Origin of the sequence: Caballeronia sp. LjRoot34, from assembly GCF_964253815.1 — a bacterium.
In the GTDB taxonomy this organism is placed as follows: domain Bacteria; phylum Pseudomonadota; class Gammaproteobacteria; order Burkholderiales; family Burkholderiaceae; genus Caballeronia.
The window spans coordinates 352,446-366,911 of the sequence record NZ_CAXUSB020000003.1; the positions used below are offsets into that span (position 1 = coordinate 352,446).

Genomic DNA, 14,466 nt, shown 5'->3' on the forward strand with positions numbered 1-14,466 from the left:
GGGCTGACATTCTCTGGAAAAGAAGCGTGTGAGGATCGCATTAATCGGGTGTCACGCGCAAACCGGTCGCGCCAAGCGAGCCCGCGATGGCCTTTTCGATTTCACGCCCAGTCGATACCAGCGCGCGTTCGCTAAATGCGGGGCCAACCAGGGACAAACCGAAAGGCAAGCCGTCCGGCGTAAAGCCGGACGGCACGCTCAGTGCCGCCAGGTTGAGCGGATTCGCGAAGTACGTGTAATACCCCATGTTCGCATTCAGGCGTTGTGGATCGCGTTCAACGTCATCGCAACGGTAAATGGTGGGGACAGTAGGCAGCGCAAGAAAATCAACAGTTTGAAAAAGCTGCGCTGCGTAGCGCGTCAGCGTTCGTTGCGTATAGAGCGCCTGGAATGCATCGGCGGCGCTGTAGCTTTGCGCCGCGTCGATCGACGCGCGCACCGCCGGGTGAACCGCGTCGGGATAGCGGGAAATTACATCGTGATAGGTAAGCCAGCGCTCGGCGATGAACGCGCTCCCGAACACAAGCCGGCCAGCGTCGACGAACGGCTTGTAGTCAATCCGGACTTCTTGCGCCCCTAGCGAGCGAAGCACGTCGAGCGACGCAAGATACGACGAACGGGCCGCATCATTGCCGAAGAATTTCAGGTCTTCAGCGTGTGGCACACCGAAGCGCAAAGGCGTTGTTCTACGATGCAATGTGGTTGATGGACGGTCGACCGAGAACGGGTCCGTCGGATCGTATCTGGCAATGACGTCGAGCACATCGGAGGCGTCCTGCACGGTGAGCGCGAATACCGGAGCGACATCGAAACTACGGTTGCAATAGACAAATCCGCGCATGCTGACGAGCCCCGGCGTCGGCTTCAACCCGACGATGTTATTCAGCGCCGCTGGAACGCGCCCCGAGCCGCCCGTGTCCGACCCGATCGAAAACGAGACCTGGCCCGTGCTGACCGCGACCGCCGAGCCTGAACTCGATCCGCCCGGAATGTAGCGGGAGTCGAATGGATTGCGGCAGTAGCCCGACAATGAGCGGATGCCGACCAAACCCGTGGCGAACTGATCCATGTTCTGCTTGCCGATCAGGATGGAGCCGGCGGCCTCCAGGCGCTCGACAACAGCCGCCGACTGCGTGGCTTCGTAGCCGAACGCGGGGCATCCCGCGGTCGTCGGCAATCCGGCTGCATCGATGTTGTCTTTCAGCCCGAACGGGATGCCGTACAACGGCAAGCTCGAACCGCCGTTCCCCAATCGTTCGAGCCGGGCCGCTGCGGCCAATGCGACCTCGCGCGGCACGACATGGGTCCAGACGTGATCGCCGGCACGATGCGCCAGCCGTCGATAGACCTCATCGATTACGCTCGACGGCGTCCAGGAACCATCGGCATAGGCGTGCTTCAGGCTGTTGAAATCGAGGCTCAGTGGCGAGGAGTGCATAAAGGCTTGGATCGGGAAGAGTCAGGAGGACCAGTGAACGACACGGCGCGAAATCATCTCGAACAGACGATCCGCCAGCGATGATAAAAAGCCCAAGACCAGCAACCCCGCCATCATCGTGGCGATCTGCAGGTTCTGTTGTGTGATCTCAAGACGGTAGGCGACGCCCGCGTACGCGCCCGCCAGTTCCGCCGATACCAGCGCATAAAAAGCGATCGTGATCGCGGTGCGTAACCCGACGAACACAAACGGCAGCGCGTCGGGCAACTGCACGGTCCACAACAACTGGCGGCGAGTCGCACCCAGCGCCTGCGCCGCGCGCACATACGTAGGATTTGCCCGTTGCAAACCGAGATGCGTGGCAAGCCACACGGTGAAAAACACGCCCCAGAATACGAGGAACCACTTGCCCAGTTCGCTCAGTCCGAACCAGACGATCACAATCGGCACGAATGCGATTGGCGGGATCGGGCGCAGCAATTGGAACACGGGCGTGAGCAAACCCGCCGCAACACGGTTCGAACCACTAAGTAATCCGATTGCGATGCCGACCAGGGCACCGGCCGCGTAGCCGATAACTGCCCGCTCGACGCTCGCATCAATATCAACCCATCCTTCCTTTGCGCCGAGATAGCGGTATAACGCGGCGATCACGCGCGTAGGCGGAGGAAACAGCAGAGGATTGACGAGATGCGCCTGGCACAGCGCCTGCCATAACAGCAGGAATAACGGCAGCGAAAACAGTTTCGCGACAAATGGAGCGTGTTTCATGCTGGTTATCCGCGGCCTAGTCCGACGCTGCGGGCAACCGTACCCGCGCCTTGTCCACCTGAGCCAGCGGCGCACTGAAAATAATGCGGCGGAAATCCGGGAGCGTCGCCCCGGCCGGCGCGTTGCCGCTCGCCAAGCGCCATTGCGCGTGTTGCGTGAGCGTGTCGAGCGTACGCTGGTCGAGCACCACATCAAACACATAGTCATGCCAGATCGAGGCAAGATCGGCACGCTCCATATGGGTCGCCTGCGCGATAGTAGTGATGGCGTCGTCGGGATGCGCCTTCAGCCACGTTTCGGCCTCGACGACCGAGCGCAAAAACGCGACCACCGTTGCGGGATGTGCCTGCAGATAAGTTTGCTGGACAACAAGGTTGAACGTCTCGGCATAAACGCCTTTGGCCGGAAGCTCCCTGGCGTCGTCGCCGAGCGCTTTCTTGCCGTTCGCGATGAATGGCTCCCAGCTGTTGTAAGCGTCAATACTGCCACCGGCGAGCGCGGCCGGCATGTCCTGCGGGCGCAAGTTCACCAGCTGAACCTGCGCAGGGGTCAGTCCTGCGCGCTTGAGCAACATGCCCGTATAGATTTCGCTGCCCGTACCCGCCGAAAACCCGATGCGCTTGCCCTTGAGATCGGCCGGCGTTGTGATCCGCGCGGCGCTGCGGGTGAGTGTCTTGTCGTCGGAGTATTCCATCCTTGCGAGCACTGCAATCTTCTGGTCGGCGAGTGCCGCCGCCGTAATCGGCGCTTCGGCGGTGGTGGCCACATCGGCACCATTGCCAAGCACGGTTTCCAGTGCCTGCCGACCGCTGCTGAAGTTGCTGACCTGAACATCGAGTCCGTTCTTTTCGAAGAAATGTTGTTCCTGCGCGATAATCACGATGCCGGATATCGGGGCCAGATTTTGCGCAAGCCGAACGGTTTCGGCCGCGTTGCCCGTTGCCTGCAGCGCGGTGATCAGAATTCCCGAAACGAACAATTGTTTTGTGATACTAAGCATGGTTAGAATTTCCCGATGGCATTGGCTAACGTGTCAAGGTGTCGTTGCTTTAAAGCAGAACTGTAAGCACTTGCCGCCAAAAAATGGCGCTTCAGTCAAGCGTCGTTGTCAGGACAGACGGTGGACTTGCCTCGCCGACATCACCGCCCTCGCCGGCCGCCCTTCCTGGCGGCAATACTTGAGCTTCTGTATCGAATGCTTTCTGACTCTCCTCCCGAATCAGCGAAAGGAGCCGGGACCGGATCGAAAAGAACTCCATCGACTCCATCGTAGCTTCGCTGCGCGGGCGGGCAAGCGGCACCGGCACGATCTCCTTGATGTGTCCGGGACGAGCCGTCATGACATAAATGCGATCGGCCAGAAACACCGCTTCGTCAATATCGTGCGTGATGAACAGCACCGACAAGTTCAGGCTGCGCCACATGGTCGTCAGCAACTGCTGCATGATCGTGCGGGTCTGCGCGTCGAGGGCGCCGAACGGCTCGTCCATCAACAGGATGCGTGGTGTGGTCGCCAGCGCGCGCAGGATGCCCACGCGCTGCTTCATGCCGCCCGAAAGCTGCTCGGGGAAATACGTTTCGATGTTCGACAACCCGGCCATCGCCAGTAACGAGCGGGCGCGGTCACGGCGTTGCGCCGACGGCACGCCTTTCAGCTTGAGGCCGTACTCGACATTCGAACGTACGGTCATCCAGGGGAACAGCGAATATTGCTGGAACACGACGCCCCGATCGGCTCCCGGCGATATCACCCGCTGACCGTCGATGGTGACGCTGCCTGATGCTGGCGCCTGAAATCCGGCGACCGCGTTGAGCAGCGAAGACTTGCCGCACCCTGAGGGCCCCACCACGACGACGAATTCGCCGGGTGCGACTTCGATCGAAACGTCGTCGAGCACTCGCGTTGCTACGCCTGCGCGCTGCCACGGCCAGCGTCCCGCGCGTTGCGCGAATTCGACCGAGAGCCGGTCGACCCTAAGGTGTCCGAGGGCCTGTGTCATGCCGCAACCGCCCCAAGCGCTTCGAGAAACGGCCACGGGAAAATCCCCTGCGCGTGACCGTCGCTGAAGATGATCTGCACGCCATACGCCATTGAATGAATGTCCACGATTGCGACGTCCTCGGCTGCCTGCACGGAACTCGCGGCGAGGCGAATACGGCGGCACGCGGCGCAAGGGCATGCACGGCGCAAGGCCGCGTGACTGACGCACTGGGCCCGCGCGCCGGGCCAGTGCAGCGTCAGGGTATGGGCGCGCGAGTCCAGGTCGATGCGCTCGGGTACGTTCATGCTGGAAGACCTTCGATCTGTTGCAACGCGATGCGAATGGCCTTGCGTACTTCCGGGTCCGGGTCGCCTTGGGCAGCTTGCAGGGCCGGCAGCAAACCGCGGTCGCCAAGCTCGCCGAGCGCAAGCGCCGCTTCCTTGCGCAGATTGCTGATGGAGTGCGACAGCAGCCGGGCAAGCGCCGCTCCCGCGCCCGGGTCACGCAACCGGCCGAGCGCTCGCGCAGACTTCAACCTGACCTGCCAGTAGGGATCGTCGAGCGACGCGATCAACGCGTCACGTGCCTGGCCCGCGCGCAGCTTGCCCAGCGTCGCGGCGGCTTCCTCACGCACTTGCCACGCGTCGTCGCGCAACGCACTGAGCAACGCATCGACAATGGCTTGCGCCGGCTCCGAGCCCAGTCCTAACGATCCCACTGCGGCCCGGCGCACATCGGGATCGGTATCGCCTGCGGCCACTTGCGCGAGTTGCGCAAGTGCGCGCTCGTCCTTGAGCCAGCCTGCGACGCCGACGGCCTCCAGGCGCACCGACGCAAGCGGATGCGAGAGTGCTCGCATGGCGGGGTCCAGTGCGTCGGACAGGCGCAATTCACGCAATGCGCGGAGTATCGCGGCCTGCACGAACGGGTCGGGATTGGCGACCCATTCAAGCAACACGTGGCCGGACGTTGCTTCCTTGAGTTCCGAGAGGCTTTGAGCGGCAGCAAGGCGCACCGTTTCATCCGCGTCGAGAAGGGAGCGGCACAGCGCGTCGACAACCTCCGCCCCTTCCCAGGCCGCCAGCACACGCGCGGCCTCCCGGCGGACATCTGCCGAATCGTCATGGCGCAGCGCATGGACGATCGGCGGCAACAGGTTCTCGTCCTCCAGATCCGCGAGTTCAAGGAGCGCGATGCGGCGAACCACCGGGTCGGCGCTGGACAGGCGCGGCAGCACGGCCGCTGCTTCGGGGTCGAGCGCGTCCGGGTCGAAAGTCAGCGGAGAGAAAACAGTCATGGGTGGATGGGTTGTCAAATGAGCGATTGAAGCAATGAATATTCAGAATGGCGTGGCGCGCAATTTCATGTCGTCTCGCGCAGCAATGCAAGGCAACGGCGCTTGATGTCGACGAACTCCGCCGCCACCGTGCTTTCGTCATCGCGTGGACGGGAAAGTGGCACCACGATATCGGCGATGATTCGCGCCGGCCGTCGCGACAGCACGAGAATGCGATCGGCCAGGAACAATGCCTCGTCAATATCGTGAGTCACGAACATCACGGTCGTGCGCATACGCGCCCACACATCAAGCAGCAGGCTCTGCATCATCCGGCGCGTCTGTGCGTCGAGTGCACCGAACGGTTCGTCCATCAGCAGGATGCGCGGCCGATTGATCAGCGCGCGTGCAATTTCCACCCGCTGTTGCATGCCGCCCGACAGTTGCGCCGGATAACGCGCTTCGAATCCCTGCAGGCCGACGAGTTCGAGCAACGCACGCGCCTCGCGATGCCGTTCCGCGAGACCGAGCCCGCTCATCTTCAGTCCGAACGCAACGTTGTCGATCACCCGCTTCCACGGAAACAACGTGTGCTGCTGAAACACAAGGCCACGGTTTCGATGCGGCCCTTCGACCCGTTCGCCATCCACGGCGATCTCGCCACGGGTGGACGCCACATGTCCCGCAATAGCGCCCAGCAACGTGGACTTGCCACAACCTGACGGTCCGAGCACACAGACGAATTCGCCCGGCTCGACGGTGAAATCGAGGCGATCGAGCGCCGTCAATCGTTCGCTCGGCAACCCCACCTCAACGCTTAGCGAACGCACGTCCACACGGCCCAGGGTGGCCTCGGTCGACACCTCGGTTAACGCGATACTCATCGACGTGCCTCGCTCAGCCGATGCCACGGCATCAGCATCAGTCCGAGCCTTTTGACAAGCACGCTGCTGCCCATGCCAAGCGCGCCGATCAGCAGCATGCCGACGACGATATCGGCGTAGTTCTGCAAGGTGTACGACTCCCACGTGAAATAGCCGATCCCGTACTGCCCCGCGATCATCTCGGCCGTGATCAGGCAAAACCACGCAGTGCCCATGCCGATCGACAAACCGGTCAGGATCGCCGGCGCCGCGCCGGGCAGGATCACTTCGCTGAACAGGGCGAGGCGGCGCGTGCCAAGGCTTCGCGCGGTGGCGACCAGGCGTGGATCGACGCCTTCCACGCCGTGAATGGTATTGAGCAGAATAGGAAACAGCGCGCCGATGAACGTGATGAACATCATGCTCACCTCCGACGACGGAAACATCAGGATCGCCAGCGGAATCCATGCAACAGCGGGAATGGGCCGCAGCACTTCCAGCGACGGCAGCACTGTATCTTCGAACGCGCGATACCGTCCGATGGCCAGGCCAAAGCCGATCCCAACCAAAGCCGCCGCGCTGAATCCGACCAGCACCCGCATGATGCTGGCGAAGAGGTGCATCGGCAGCTTGGGTGAATGCAGCAGATGCCAGAACGCCTGTGCGACCTCCGTCGGTGCGGGCACATTCGCCATTGTCACGAAGCCGAGCGAGACCTTGTACTGCGTAGCGATCTGCCACAGGCCGAGGCAGGCGACAAGTGACGCGCAACGCCAGATCGAACGGCTGACAGGCGTGCGCGTCAACACCGCCGACGAACGTTGTCCGTCAAGCGCCGGCAAGTCGCGGCTTTCGATGCTTTCGAGCGAAGTGGCCATTATCGATTTCCTGTAGAAGGCGTCGAACCTGCTGCGCGTCAGCGTGCGGCCACGGCCTGAGCCGCACCAGCCCGAACCGATGCATAGTCCGAGACTTGGCCACTGACCTTTTTCGCGTAATCGTCCGCACTGGCGCGCAGCAGGAAAGCCGCAATCTGCCCGGTGCCTGAGCGGACATACCAGGCTTGGCCCGCCAACAGCTTCAGCCCGCTCGTGTGATCCTGCACAAACACCGCGCGCACGGTCTTGCCCTGTTTCGTCAACGCTTCCTGCGCAGTGAGAGCTTCTTGCGGTTGCGCGTAACTGCGAACGGCGTCTTCACCTTCGACCCACACTTGAGCAACGTCATTGAAATCGGTGATTCTCTTGCCCGTTTGCGCGTCATTGGCCGTCAACGGCTGCTTCGCGTAGTTCTTGAGCGCGGCGTCGTAGTCGAGGCCGGACTGCTTGAACGCCTCGCGGATAAAGTGGTCGTCAATGATGCTGTTCGCATCGAGCTCGACGTCCGTCTTTTTCAGCAGCTTGAGTGTGTCGATCGCGCTCGCCACGGCCTGCCGATACTCCGGCTTCCAGGTCAGGTCGCGGGTCTGCAAGCCGAGCGGCCCGTGATACAGGTAATCGACCGGCGCTTCAATGCCCGTCACTTTCTCTATCAGCAGGCTGTACTTTTCCGGGTCCTGCGCCATCAGGCGATTCGCCTCAATGGTCGCGCGCAAATAGGCAACGACAATTTCCGGGTACTTCTTTGCGTAGTCCGCGTCGACGAGCGCACCATGAAAAGTCGGTGCGTGGCTTTGCGAACCGTCATAGATCTTGGTCGCGAAGCCGCGATACGGAAACAGGTCGGCGAACGGCACAAAGTCGGCATGCGCGTCAATCTTGTGCGCCTTGAGCGCACTGCCCGCCACTTCCGGCGCTTGCGTGATGATGTTGACGTCGGTCTCAGGATCCCAGCCTTGCGCCTTGATAGCGCGCAGCAACATGCTATGCGCGGTCGATGCGAACGGCACCGAGATTGTCTTGCCCTTCAGGTCGGCCAAGGAATGAATCGGGGACCCGATCGGGACGACAATGCCATTGCCGCTGCCCTCGATGCTCCCCGACAGAACCGTGATGAACTCACTCCGCTTGCCGGCTTTCTTGAATGCCGCCGCGTTGAGCGTGCCAGGAAAATCCGCCATCGCGCCGAAATCGAGTTTGCCCGCGACCATTTCATTAGTCAGCGGCGCGCCGGATGTGAAGTCCTTCCACTGGATGTCGTACTGGACGTCCTTGTATTTGCCGTCGTGCGGAAGATACTTATCGAGCAGATGCAGTTCCCGGATCATGAGACCGCCGGTCGCGCAGTTGATCGTGGTGTCCTGCGTGCCGATAGCCACGCGGATCGTTTCCGCCTGCGCGGCGCTCAATGACGCCATGACGATGCCTAACGCCGTGGAAGCCCGAAGCAGTTTTCGAATATTCCGAATGTTCATTACTCAACCCCGAGTAGATAGTGACTACGCCGCGAATCTGAACGCCGCGTCAGCGCAGCAAATAAGGAATCTCTACCTTGACCGCACCGGTCGGGCAATCCTGTTCGCACGGCATGCAGTACCAGCATTCATCGAACTTCATGAAGGCCTTGCCCTTCGAGAGGTCGATCGCCAGCAAGTCGAGCGGACAGACATCCACACAGACGGTGCAGCCCTTGTCAGCGATACATTTGTCTTCGTCGACGGTGACAGGCGCCGAGCTTCGCTGGAAAATTTCATGAGACGTATAGGACATGGAGACTCCGTTCAGGCGGATTCCGGCACGGCTGCGGGCACGGACACACGCTCGCCAATGCGCAACTTTTGATAGGCATCGCTTTCGTCGTTGTCGAGCGGAAGCACATAGGGCTCGACCGCGCGTTTCGCGCTCGTCATCCTGCCGAACTGATCCTTGAAGAGGTGCGTATGGCAGAACCACTCGCTGTCGTTACGCTGCGGATAATCCACCCGGTGGTGATAAAGCCCCCAGCGGCTCTCGGTCCTGAAGAGCGACGCACGTGCGGCCATTTCCGCGCAGTCCCTGATGGCTCGCACTTCTGCGGCGCGCATCAGTTCGTGCGGGTTATCGGCTTTCATCTCATCGATATCGGCGCTGATTTCCTCGAACCGCTGCAGCCCGATCTCCATCTTTCGCGTGACCTTGGGCGGTTGCAGATAATCGTTCACCATGCGCCGCAACTTGTATTCGACCTGCGCCGGGGCAAGCCCCGATTCGCGTTCGAGCGGTGCGTAGATGCGTTGACGCTCTGCCGCTATCTGTTCGTCGTCGAGCGGTGAAAACTCGCGGCCCGCGACATCGCCGGCCGCGTTCCATCCCGCGAACCAGCCGTAAGTGAACGCGCCAAGCATGTAGTTGTGCGGCACCGCGGCCATGTCGCCCGCTGCATATAAACCCGCCACCGTGGTCTCCGCGCGCTCGTTGACATACACGCCCGACGCGCTGTGGCCGCTGCAAAAGCCGATCTCCGAGATGTGCATCTCGACCATCTGCTGCCGGTAGTCAGTGCCTCGTCCCGCATGGAAACGCCCCCGACTCGGACGCTCGTTGGTATGAAGGATGTCTTCGATCGTCTTGATCGTTTCTTCCGCCAGATGATCGAGCTTCAGGAACACCGGCCCATTGCCGCTTTGCAGTTCCTGGTAGAACTCCCACATCATCTGACCGCTCCAGTAGTCGCATTCAATAAAGCGTTCGCCCTTGCCATTCGCCGTGAAGCCGCCAAGCGGTCCGGTCACATAAGCGCAAGCCGGACCGTTATAGTCCTTGATTAAAGGGTTGATCTGGAAACACTCAAGGTTGGAAAGCGCGGCGCCGGCGTGATAGGCCATGGCATAACCGTCACCTGCGTTGGTCGGGTTTTCATAAGTGCCCATCAGGTATCCCGACGCCGGCAACCCCAGCCGGCCTGCGGCGCCACAACTCAGGATCACGGCCTTCGCGCGCACGATATAAAAGTCGGCGGTGCGGCAGTCGAAACCCATTACGCCGCAGACGCGTCCCGTTGCATCGGTCAGGAGGCGTGTCGCGACAATCCGGTTGGTAATGGCGACCCGGGAACGCTTGAGCTGACGATAAAGTACTTTCTTGATGCTGTGCCCTTCCGGCATGGGCAGCACATAGGAACCCATGTGATGCACCTTCTTGACAGCGTAGTCGCCAGTACTGTCCTTCTCGAATTTCACACCCCAGCGATCCAGTTCCTCGATCGTCTTGAAGCTATGCCGCGCATAGGCGTACACCGCTGACTGGTCGACAATACCGTCGTTCGCGATCGTGATCTCCCGCGTATATTGCTCAGGCGTTGCGTGCCCGGGAACAATCGCGTTGTTGAGACCGTCCATGCCCATGGAAATTGCGCCGCTACGCTTGACGTTTGCTTTCTCCAGCAGCAACACCCTGAGCGAGGGATCGCGTTCCTTCGCTTTGACCGCGGCCATGGGTCCGGCTGTTCCGCCTCCCACCACCACGACGTCGTATTCGAGAACATGTGTATTCATCGCGCTTTCCTCGCATTCCTGCGTTTCTTTTCCCGGTCGATACGCATCCGGTACTGGAATGCATCGCCGCGAAAATAAAGGTATTCATAGTCGATAGGCGTGCCGTCAGCGCAGTGCGTGAGGCGTTCGATCCGCAGCACCGGACTGCCCTCCTCTACCTGCAGCGCGGCGCCGATTTCGTCATCGGCGAGAATCGCGTCGATCGATACATCGGCGTGGCCGAGCGAAAGTCCACAGTCGTTCTCAAGGATCAAAAAGATGTCGCGGGTCACGAGGTCGGCATTGGCCAGACGCTTTTCGAGCGCCTCCGGAACGTAGGTAATTTCCAGCGACACGGGCGCCCGGTTGAGCAGCCGCACCCGATGGATTTCGACTACCCCCGAGCCCTCGGCAACATTCAGGCGGCTTGCAACGTGGCGGTCAGCCTTGATCACCCTGAACGTGCGCAGCTGGTTGACGATTTCATATCCCATCGATGACATCGCCTCTGCAAAGCCTTGTAGCGACGTTACGTTCTGAAAGGCTTTCGGCTTGGAAACGAAAGTTCCCTTTCCATGGATCTTGAACAGCAAGCCCTCTTTCTGCAGGTCGCCAAGCGCCTGACGCACGGTGATGCGGCTGACCTCGAACATTGCGCAGAGCTCGTGCTCGGATGGCATCTGCCCATGCGGCGCGTACGTCCCGTCAAGGATGCGGGCGCGCAGTACTTCCTTTAACCGGGCATAGAGCGGGGCGGCGGACAGCGGCAACAAGGTGGCGGTGGGAGCAGTCATTTCAACTTGTTATGACAAGATGAAATGGAGTCTAAACACGCCGATAAATCCGACCAACGAAGATTTTCTGATATCGATCAAAGCAGAGTCGTTGATTTTCAGCAGAGCTTTCAGCAGGGCTTCAGCGCAGTGCGTCGCGCCACGAGCGTCATATCTTTCGCACGAATCCTTCGTTGCGATACGTCCATGTGAACCGTAGGGTTTACGTTTGTCATCCGTCACACATCGTCGCGCATCGTCACGTTGACGGAACCGCCTCTCAAGCAGACACCGGCACGGCGTGTCCGCGCTCCATCAAAAAAAATAGAAGGAATCAGCAGATGTCAGATAGTCATCCCAAGGATTCGCCGCCACCGAGCAAAAAACAAAATTCGGCAGGACGTCGGAGCTTCATTGTTGGCGGCGCGTTGCTGGGTGTCGGCGCGATCGGCTATGGGCTGATCAGCAGGCATGGTACGCAAGGTTCAGTCAATCCGGCGGCGCTCATTCATGCTGCATCGGACGGCACGCCTCGGGTGGGCGGCACACTTGTCGTGGGCGAGTATCAGGAGCCGACCGTCTTTGATCCCAATCATCAATACTCCTGGGAAACGTACCGGGTAGACCGGCATATCTACGAGTCGCTGGTCGGCGAAGATCTCAGCAGACCCTCCTCCGATGGGCCGCCGCCTCTGATTCCGGCGCTGGCTGAAAGCTGGCAGGTCAGCGATGACGCGACCACGTTCACGTTCAAGCTGCGCCGCGGCGTGAAATTCCACGATGGCGCCCAGTTCGATGCGCACGCCGTGGAGTTCAACGTGCGCCGCTTCCATGACAAGAGCTTCGAGTACTACGACGTCAAGGCTAACGCCTTCATGAAAGCGGTGTACGGCGATCTGAAGTCCTTTGACGTGGTCGATGATTACACCGTGCGCTACGTCTTTAACAAACCGTTTCGCGACTTTCCGCGCATGCTGCCGCAAGGCAATTACGTGTCGGGAATCTTTAGTCCCGAGGCGCTGAAGACCTGGGGCCAGGATGGTCTTGCCGAACATGCTTCGGGCACAGGGCCCTTCAAGCTGGTCACACGAGTTCACGGGGAAAAGACTGAACTGGCGCGTCACGAACAGTACTGGGGGCCACGTCCCTACCTCGACAAAATTGTATTCCGGCCCATCATTGACGACTCCACGCGCCTCGCCGCGCTCCAGGCGGGCGAGATCGACATCCTTACCCGCACGCCCGCCGACGCGGTTCAGCCGTTGTCCTCGAACGGCTATGCCGTGCCCGAGGGCACGGGCGCGGGATTGCTTTATCTAGGCTGGAATTTCAAGAACAAGTTCGCACAAGATGTGCGTGTCCGGCAGGCGATCATTCAGTCGATTGATCGCGAAGGGCTCGCCAAAACGCTCTTCAAAGGTCACGCCATTGCGTCGTACAACATTCTTAACCCCGGCAACACCGCCTACGATCCTGCCCAAAAGGACTTCGCCTACGATCCCGATGCTGCGCGCCGGCTGTTGAGCGAAGCGGGCTTCAAGGATGGCGACATCAGCTTCACCATTGCGACCGACGAGGCGAATCAACCGAGCATCGAATGGATACAGCGCGATCTCGCGAAGGTCGGCATCAACGTGAAGATCCTCTCGCAGGAGTGGCTGACCTATACGTCCAATCTCCCGCACCTGTCCGACGACATCGCGCTCGCCAGCATGGAATGGGGCTTCGTCACCCCTCTGTGGCTGCGTATTGTGTATCAAGGGTATGTTGTGGCGCGCGGCGGCAAGGACCTGCTTGGGCCGGAACTGGCGGCATCGATCGACGTGGCGTCAGTAGAACCCGACGAGGCCCGCGCGATCCCTCTATGGAAGAGCGCCAATGGCTTGCTGCAGAAGCAGGCCGGTGTCGTGCCGCTGCTTTCGTTCACCCGTTACTTTTCTACCAGCCCCAAGGTCAGGGGCTTTAACGTGCCGGCGCAGAATTGGTACGACCTGAGCCACGTGTGGCTGTCAACATGACGCGCACCATCATCAGTCGCCTGGCGCAGGCCATTCCGGTCTTCCTGACCATCTCGGTGCTGGTGTTTCTTTCGGCGCATCTGGCCCCGGGCGATCCGATCTCGAACGCGCTCACGGGGCAGATGCCGCAATCGTCCATTGACGCCCTTCGGCATGAATACGGCTTCGACCGGCCGCTGGTTACGCAGTACTTCATCTGGCTGTCGCATTTGCTGAGCGGCCATTGGGGCGACTCCATCGTCCTCAAGGTGCCGGTCATGGACGTACTCGGCCGCGCGTTCATCAATACCGCGATCCTCACCGCCGCAGCAACGCTGATCTGCGTCGTGTTCGGTGTCGCCGTGGGCGTGGTGTCCGGTTTGAATCGAGGATCAAAGGGCGATTCGGTCTCCATGTTCGTGATTCAGATTGGCCACAACATGCCGGTATTCTGGCTCGGACTCGTGCTGATGTGGCTGTTCGCGCTCAAGCTTCACTGGCTGCCGTCATCCGGCATTGCGGACATGCGTGGCGACGGCGGCCTGCCGGACTTGCTGCGCCATCTCCTCCTGCCGGCGTTTTCGGCGGCGCTCATTTCGATGCTCATTCTTGCGCGGCTAGTCAGGGCAAGCGTGATCGACATCGCAGGGGCGGATTACATCAGGACCTATCGATCGCTGGGATTTTCACGCGCCCGGATTCTGCGGCGTCACATGGGACGCAACCTGCTTAGTCCGGTGATCAACGTCACCGGCCTGCAGATAGGCTATTTGCTGAGCGGCGTGATTCTTGTGGAAAACGTGTTCGCGTGGCCCGGCCTGGGTTCGCAACTCTATGTGGCAGCAGCCGGCCGGGACTATCCAATGACGCAAGCTGGCGTGATGCTGATCGCAGCATGTTTTGTGGGCGTGAATCTTGTGACCGACATCGCGCTCGACCTGCTCAACCCGCGCCTTGGCGCTTAACGCAGATCTTC

Annotated in this window: 14 protein-coding genes; 2 read left to right on the forward strand and 12 right to left on the reverse strand. The window is 60.6% G+C overall.

Annotation, left to right across the window (positions count from 1 at the left end):
- Nucleotides 1-40 precede the first annotated feature (40 nt).
- The 12 genes from ACSQ36_RS32585 to ACSQ36_RS32640 all read right to left on the reverse strand — a co-directional run bounded on the left by ACSQ36_RS32585 (nucleotide 41) and on the right by ACSQ36_RS32640 (nucleotide 11,514).
- Nucleotides 41-1,438 (reverse strand): allophanate hydrolase, encoded by a 1,398-nt coding sequence (locus ACSQ36_RS32585; RefSeq protein ID WP_436185229.1) that lies wholly within the window; start codon nucleotides 1,436-1,438, stop codon nucleotides 41-43.
- A gap of 21 nt (nucleotides 1,439-1,459) precedes the next feature.
- The gene (locus tag ACSQ36_RS32590; RefSeq protein ID WP_436185230.1) at nucleotides 1,460-2,209 is read right to left on the reverse strand and encodes an ABC transporter permease; all 750 of its coding nucleotides are present in this window, start codon (nucleotides 2,207-2,209) and stop codon (nucleotides 1,460-1,462) included.
- Between the two features lie 16 nt (nucleotides 2,210-2,225).
- A complete protein-coding gene (locus tag ACSQ36_RS32595) occupies nucleotides 2,226-3,209 on the reverse strand; it encodes an ABC transporter substrate-binding protein (protein WP_436185231.1) in 984 nt (327 codons plus the stop codon).
- A 91-nt stretch (nucleotides 3,210-3,300) separates the two neighbouring features.
- Entirely contained in the window at nucleotides 3,301-4,209 is a 909-nt protein-coding gene (locus ACSQ36_RS32600) for an ABC transporter ATP-binding protein (RefSeq protein ID WP_436185232.1), read from the reverse strand.
- Nucleotides 4,206-4,496: a gamma-butyrobetaine hydroxylase-like domain-containing protein gene (locus tag ACSQ36_RS32605; protein WP_436185233.1), complete on the reverse strand. Its 291-nt coding sequence runs from the start codon at nucleotides 4,494-4,496 to the stop codon at nucleotides 4,206-4,208. The genes ACSQ36_RS32600 and ACSQ36_RS32605 overlap by 4 nt, the downstream gene beginning before the upstream one ends.
- Nucleotides 4,493-5,488 (reverse strand): HEAT repeat domain-containing protein, encoded by a 996-nt coding sequence (locus ACSQ36_RS32610; RefSeq protein WP_436185234.1) that lies wholly within the window; start codon nucleotides 5,486-5,488, stop codon nucleotides 4,493-4,495. The genes ACSQ36_RS32605 and ACSQ36_RS32610 overlap by 4 nt, the downstream gene beginning before the upstream one ends.
- A 65-nt stretch (nucleotides 5,489-5,553) precedes the next feature.
- Complete coding sequence (locus ACSQ36_RS32615) at nucleotides 5,554-6,351, reverse strand: ABC transporter ATP-binding protein (RefSeq protein WP_436185235.1); 798 nt, start codon at nucleotides 6,349-6,351, stop codon at nucleotides 5,554-5,556.
- On the reverse strand, nucleotides 6,348-7,208 hold the full coding sequence (locus tag ACSQ36_RS32620) for an ABC transporter permease (protein ID WP_436185236.1): 861 nt from the start codon (nucleotides 7,206-7,208) through the stop codon (nucleotides 6,348-6,350). Before ACSQ36_RS32620 ends, ACSQ36_RS32615 begins: the two co-directional genes overlap by 4 nt.
- A gap of 38 nt (nucleotides 7,209-7,246) precedes the next feature.
- Complete coding sequence (locus ACSQ36_RS32625; RefSeq protein ID WP_436185237.1) at nucleotides 7,247-8,683, reverse strand: ABC transporter substrate-binding protein; 1,437 nt, start codon at nucleotides 8,681-8,683, stop codon at nucleotides 7,247-7,249.
- Between the two features lie 49 nt (nucleotides 8,684-8,732).
- Nucleotides 8,733-8,978: a 4Fe-4S dicluster domain-containing protein gene (locus ACSQ36_RS32630; protein WP_213763804.1), complete on the reverse strand. Its 246-nt coding sequence runs from the start codon at nucleotides 8,976-8,978 to the stop codon at nucleotides 8,733-8,735.
- A gap of 11 nt (nucleotides 8,979-8,989) precedes the next feature.
- A complete protein-coding gene (locus tag ACSQ36_RS32635) occupies nucleotides 8,990-10,741 on the reverse strand; it encodes a fumarate reductase/succinate dehydrogenase flavoprotein subunit (RefSeq protein ID WP_436185238.1) in 1,752 nt (583 codons plus the stop codon).
- Entirely contained in the window at nucleotides 10,738-11,514 is a 777-nt protein-coding gene (locus tag ACSQ36_RS32640; protein ID WP_436185239.1) for a GntR family transcriptional regulator, read from the reverse strand. The genes ACSQ36_RS32635 and ACSQ36_RS32640 overlap by 4 nt, the downstream gene beginning before the upstream one ends.
- A 320-nt stretch (nucleotides 11,515-11,834) precedes the next feature.
- Between ACSQ36_RS32640 and ACSQ36_RS32645 the strand changes: the two genes are divergently transcribed.
- Together ACSQ36_RS32645 and ACSQ36_RS32650 are read left to right on the forward strand one after the other, a co-directional pair.
- Nucleotides 11,835-13,511, forward strand: a complete 1,677-nt coding sequence (locus tag ACSQ36_RS32645; protein WP_436185240.1) for an ABC transporter substrate-binding protein — start codon at nucleotides 11,835-11,837, stop codon at nucleotides 13,509-13,511.
- Nucleotides 13,508-14,455 (forward strand): ABC transporter permease, encoded by a 948-nt coding sequence (locus ACSQ36_RS32650; RefSeq protein ID WP_436185241.1) that lies wholly within the window; start codon nucleotides 13,508-13,510, stop codon nucleotides 14,453-14,455. Before ACSQ36_RS32645 ends, ACSQ36_RS32650 begins: the two co-directional genes overlap by 4 nt.
- The last annotated feature ends 11 nt before the right edge of the window (nucleotides 14,456-14,466 follow it).

Coding starts and splice junctions, on each gene's coding strand:
- ACSQ36_RS32640 (WP_436185239.1), bottom strand. CDS start 11,514: ATGACTGCTCCCACCGCCACCTTGTTGCCGCTGTCCGCCGCCCCGCTC.
- ACSQ36_RS32595 (WP_436185231.1), bottom strand. CDS start 3,209: ATGCTTAGTATCACAAAACAATTGTTCGTTTCGGGAATTCTGATCACC.
- ACSQ36_RS32630 (WP_213763804.1), bottom strand. CDS start 8,978: ATGTCCTATACGTCTCATGAAATTTTCCAGCGAAGCTCGGCGCCTGTC.
- ACSQ36_RS32625 (WP_436185237.1), bottom strand. CDS start 8,683: ATGAACATTCGGAATATTCGAAAACTGCTTCGGGCTTCCACGGCGTTA.
- ACSQ36_RS32610 (WP_436185234.1), bottom strand. CDS start 5,488: ATGACTGTTTTCTCTCCGCTGACTTTCGACCCGGACGCGCTCGACCCC.
- ACSQ36_RS32650 (WP_436185241.1), top strand. CDS start 13,508: ATGACGCGCACCATCATCAGTCGCCTGGCGCAGGCCATTCCGGTCTTC.
- ACSQ36_RS32620 (WP_436185236.1), bottom strand. CDS start 7,208: ATGGCCACTTCGCTCGAAAGCATCGAAAGCCGCGACTTGCCGGCGCTT.
- ACSQ36_RS32645 (WP_436185240.1), top strand. CDS start 11,835: ATGTCAGATAGTCATCCCAAGGATTCGCCGCCACCGAGCAAAAAACAA.
- ACSQ36_RS32605 (WP_436185233.1), bottom strand. CDS start 4,496: ATGAACGTACCCGAGCGCATCGACCTGGACTCGCGCGCCCATACCCTG.
- ACSQ36_RS32615 (WP_436185235.1), bottom strand. CDS start 6,351: ATGAGTATCGCGTTAACCGAGGTGTCGACCGAGGCCACCCTGGGCCGT.
- ACSQ36_RS32590 (WP_436185230.1), bottom strand. CDS start 2,209: ATGAAACACGCTCCATTTGTCGCGAAACTGTTTTCGCTGCCGTTATTC.
- ACSQ36_RS32635 (WP_436185238.1), bottom strand. CDS start 10,741: ATGAATACACATGTTCTCGAATACGACGTCGTGGTGGTGGGAGGCGGA.
- ACSQ36_RS32600 (WP_436185232.1), bottom strand. CDS start 4,209: ATGACACAGGCCCTCGGACACCTTAGGGTCGACCGGCTCTCGGTCGAA.
- ACSQ36_RS32585 (WP_436185229.1), bottom strand. CDS start 1,438: ATGCACTCCTCGCCACTGAGCCTCGATTTCAACAGCCTGAAGCACGCC.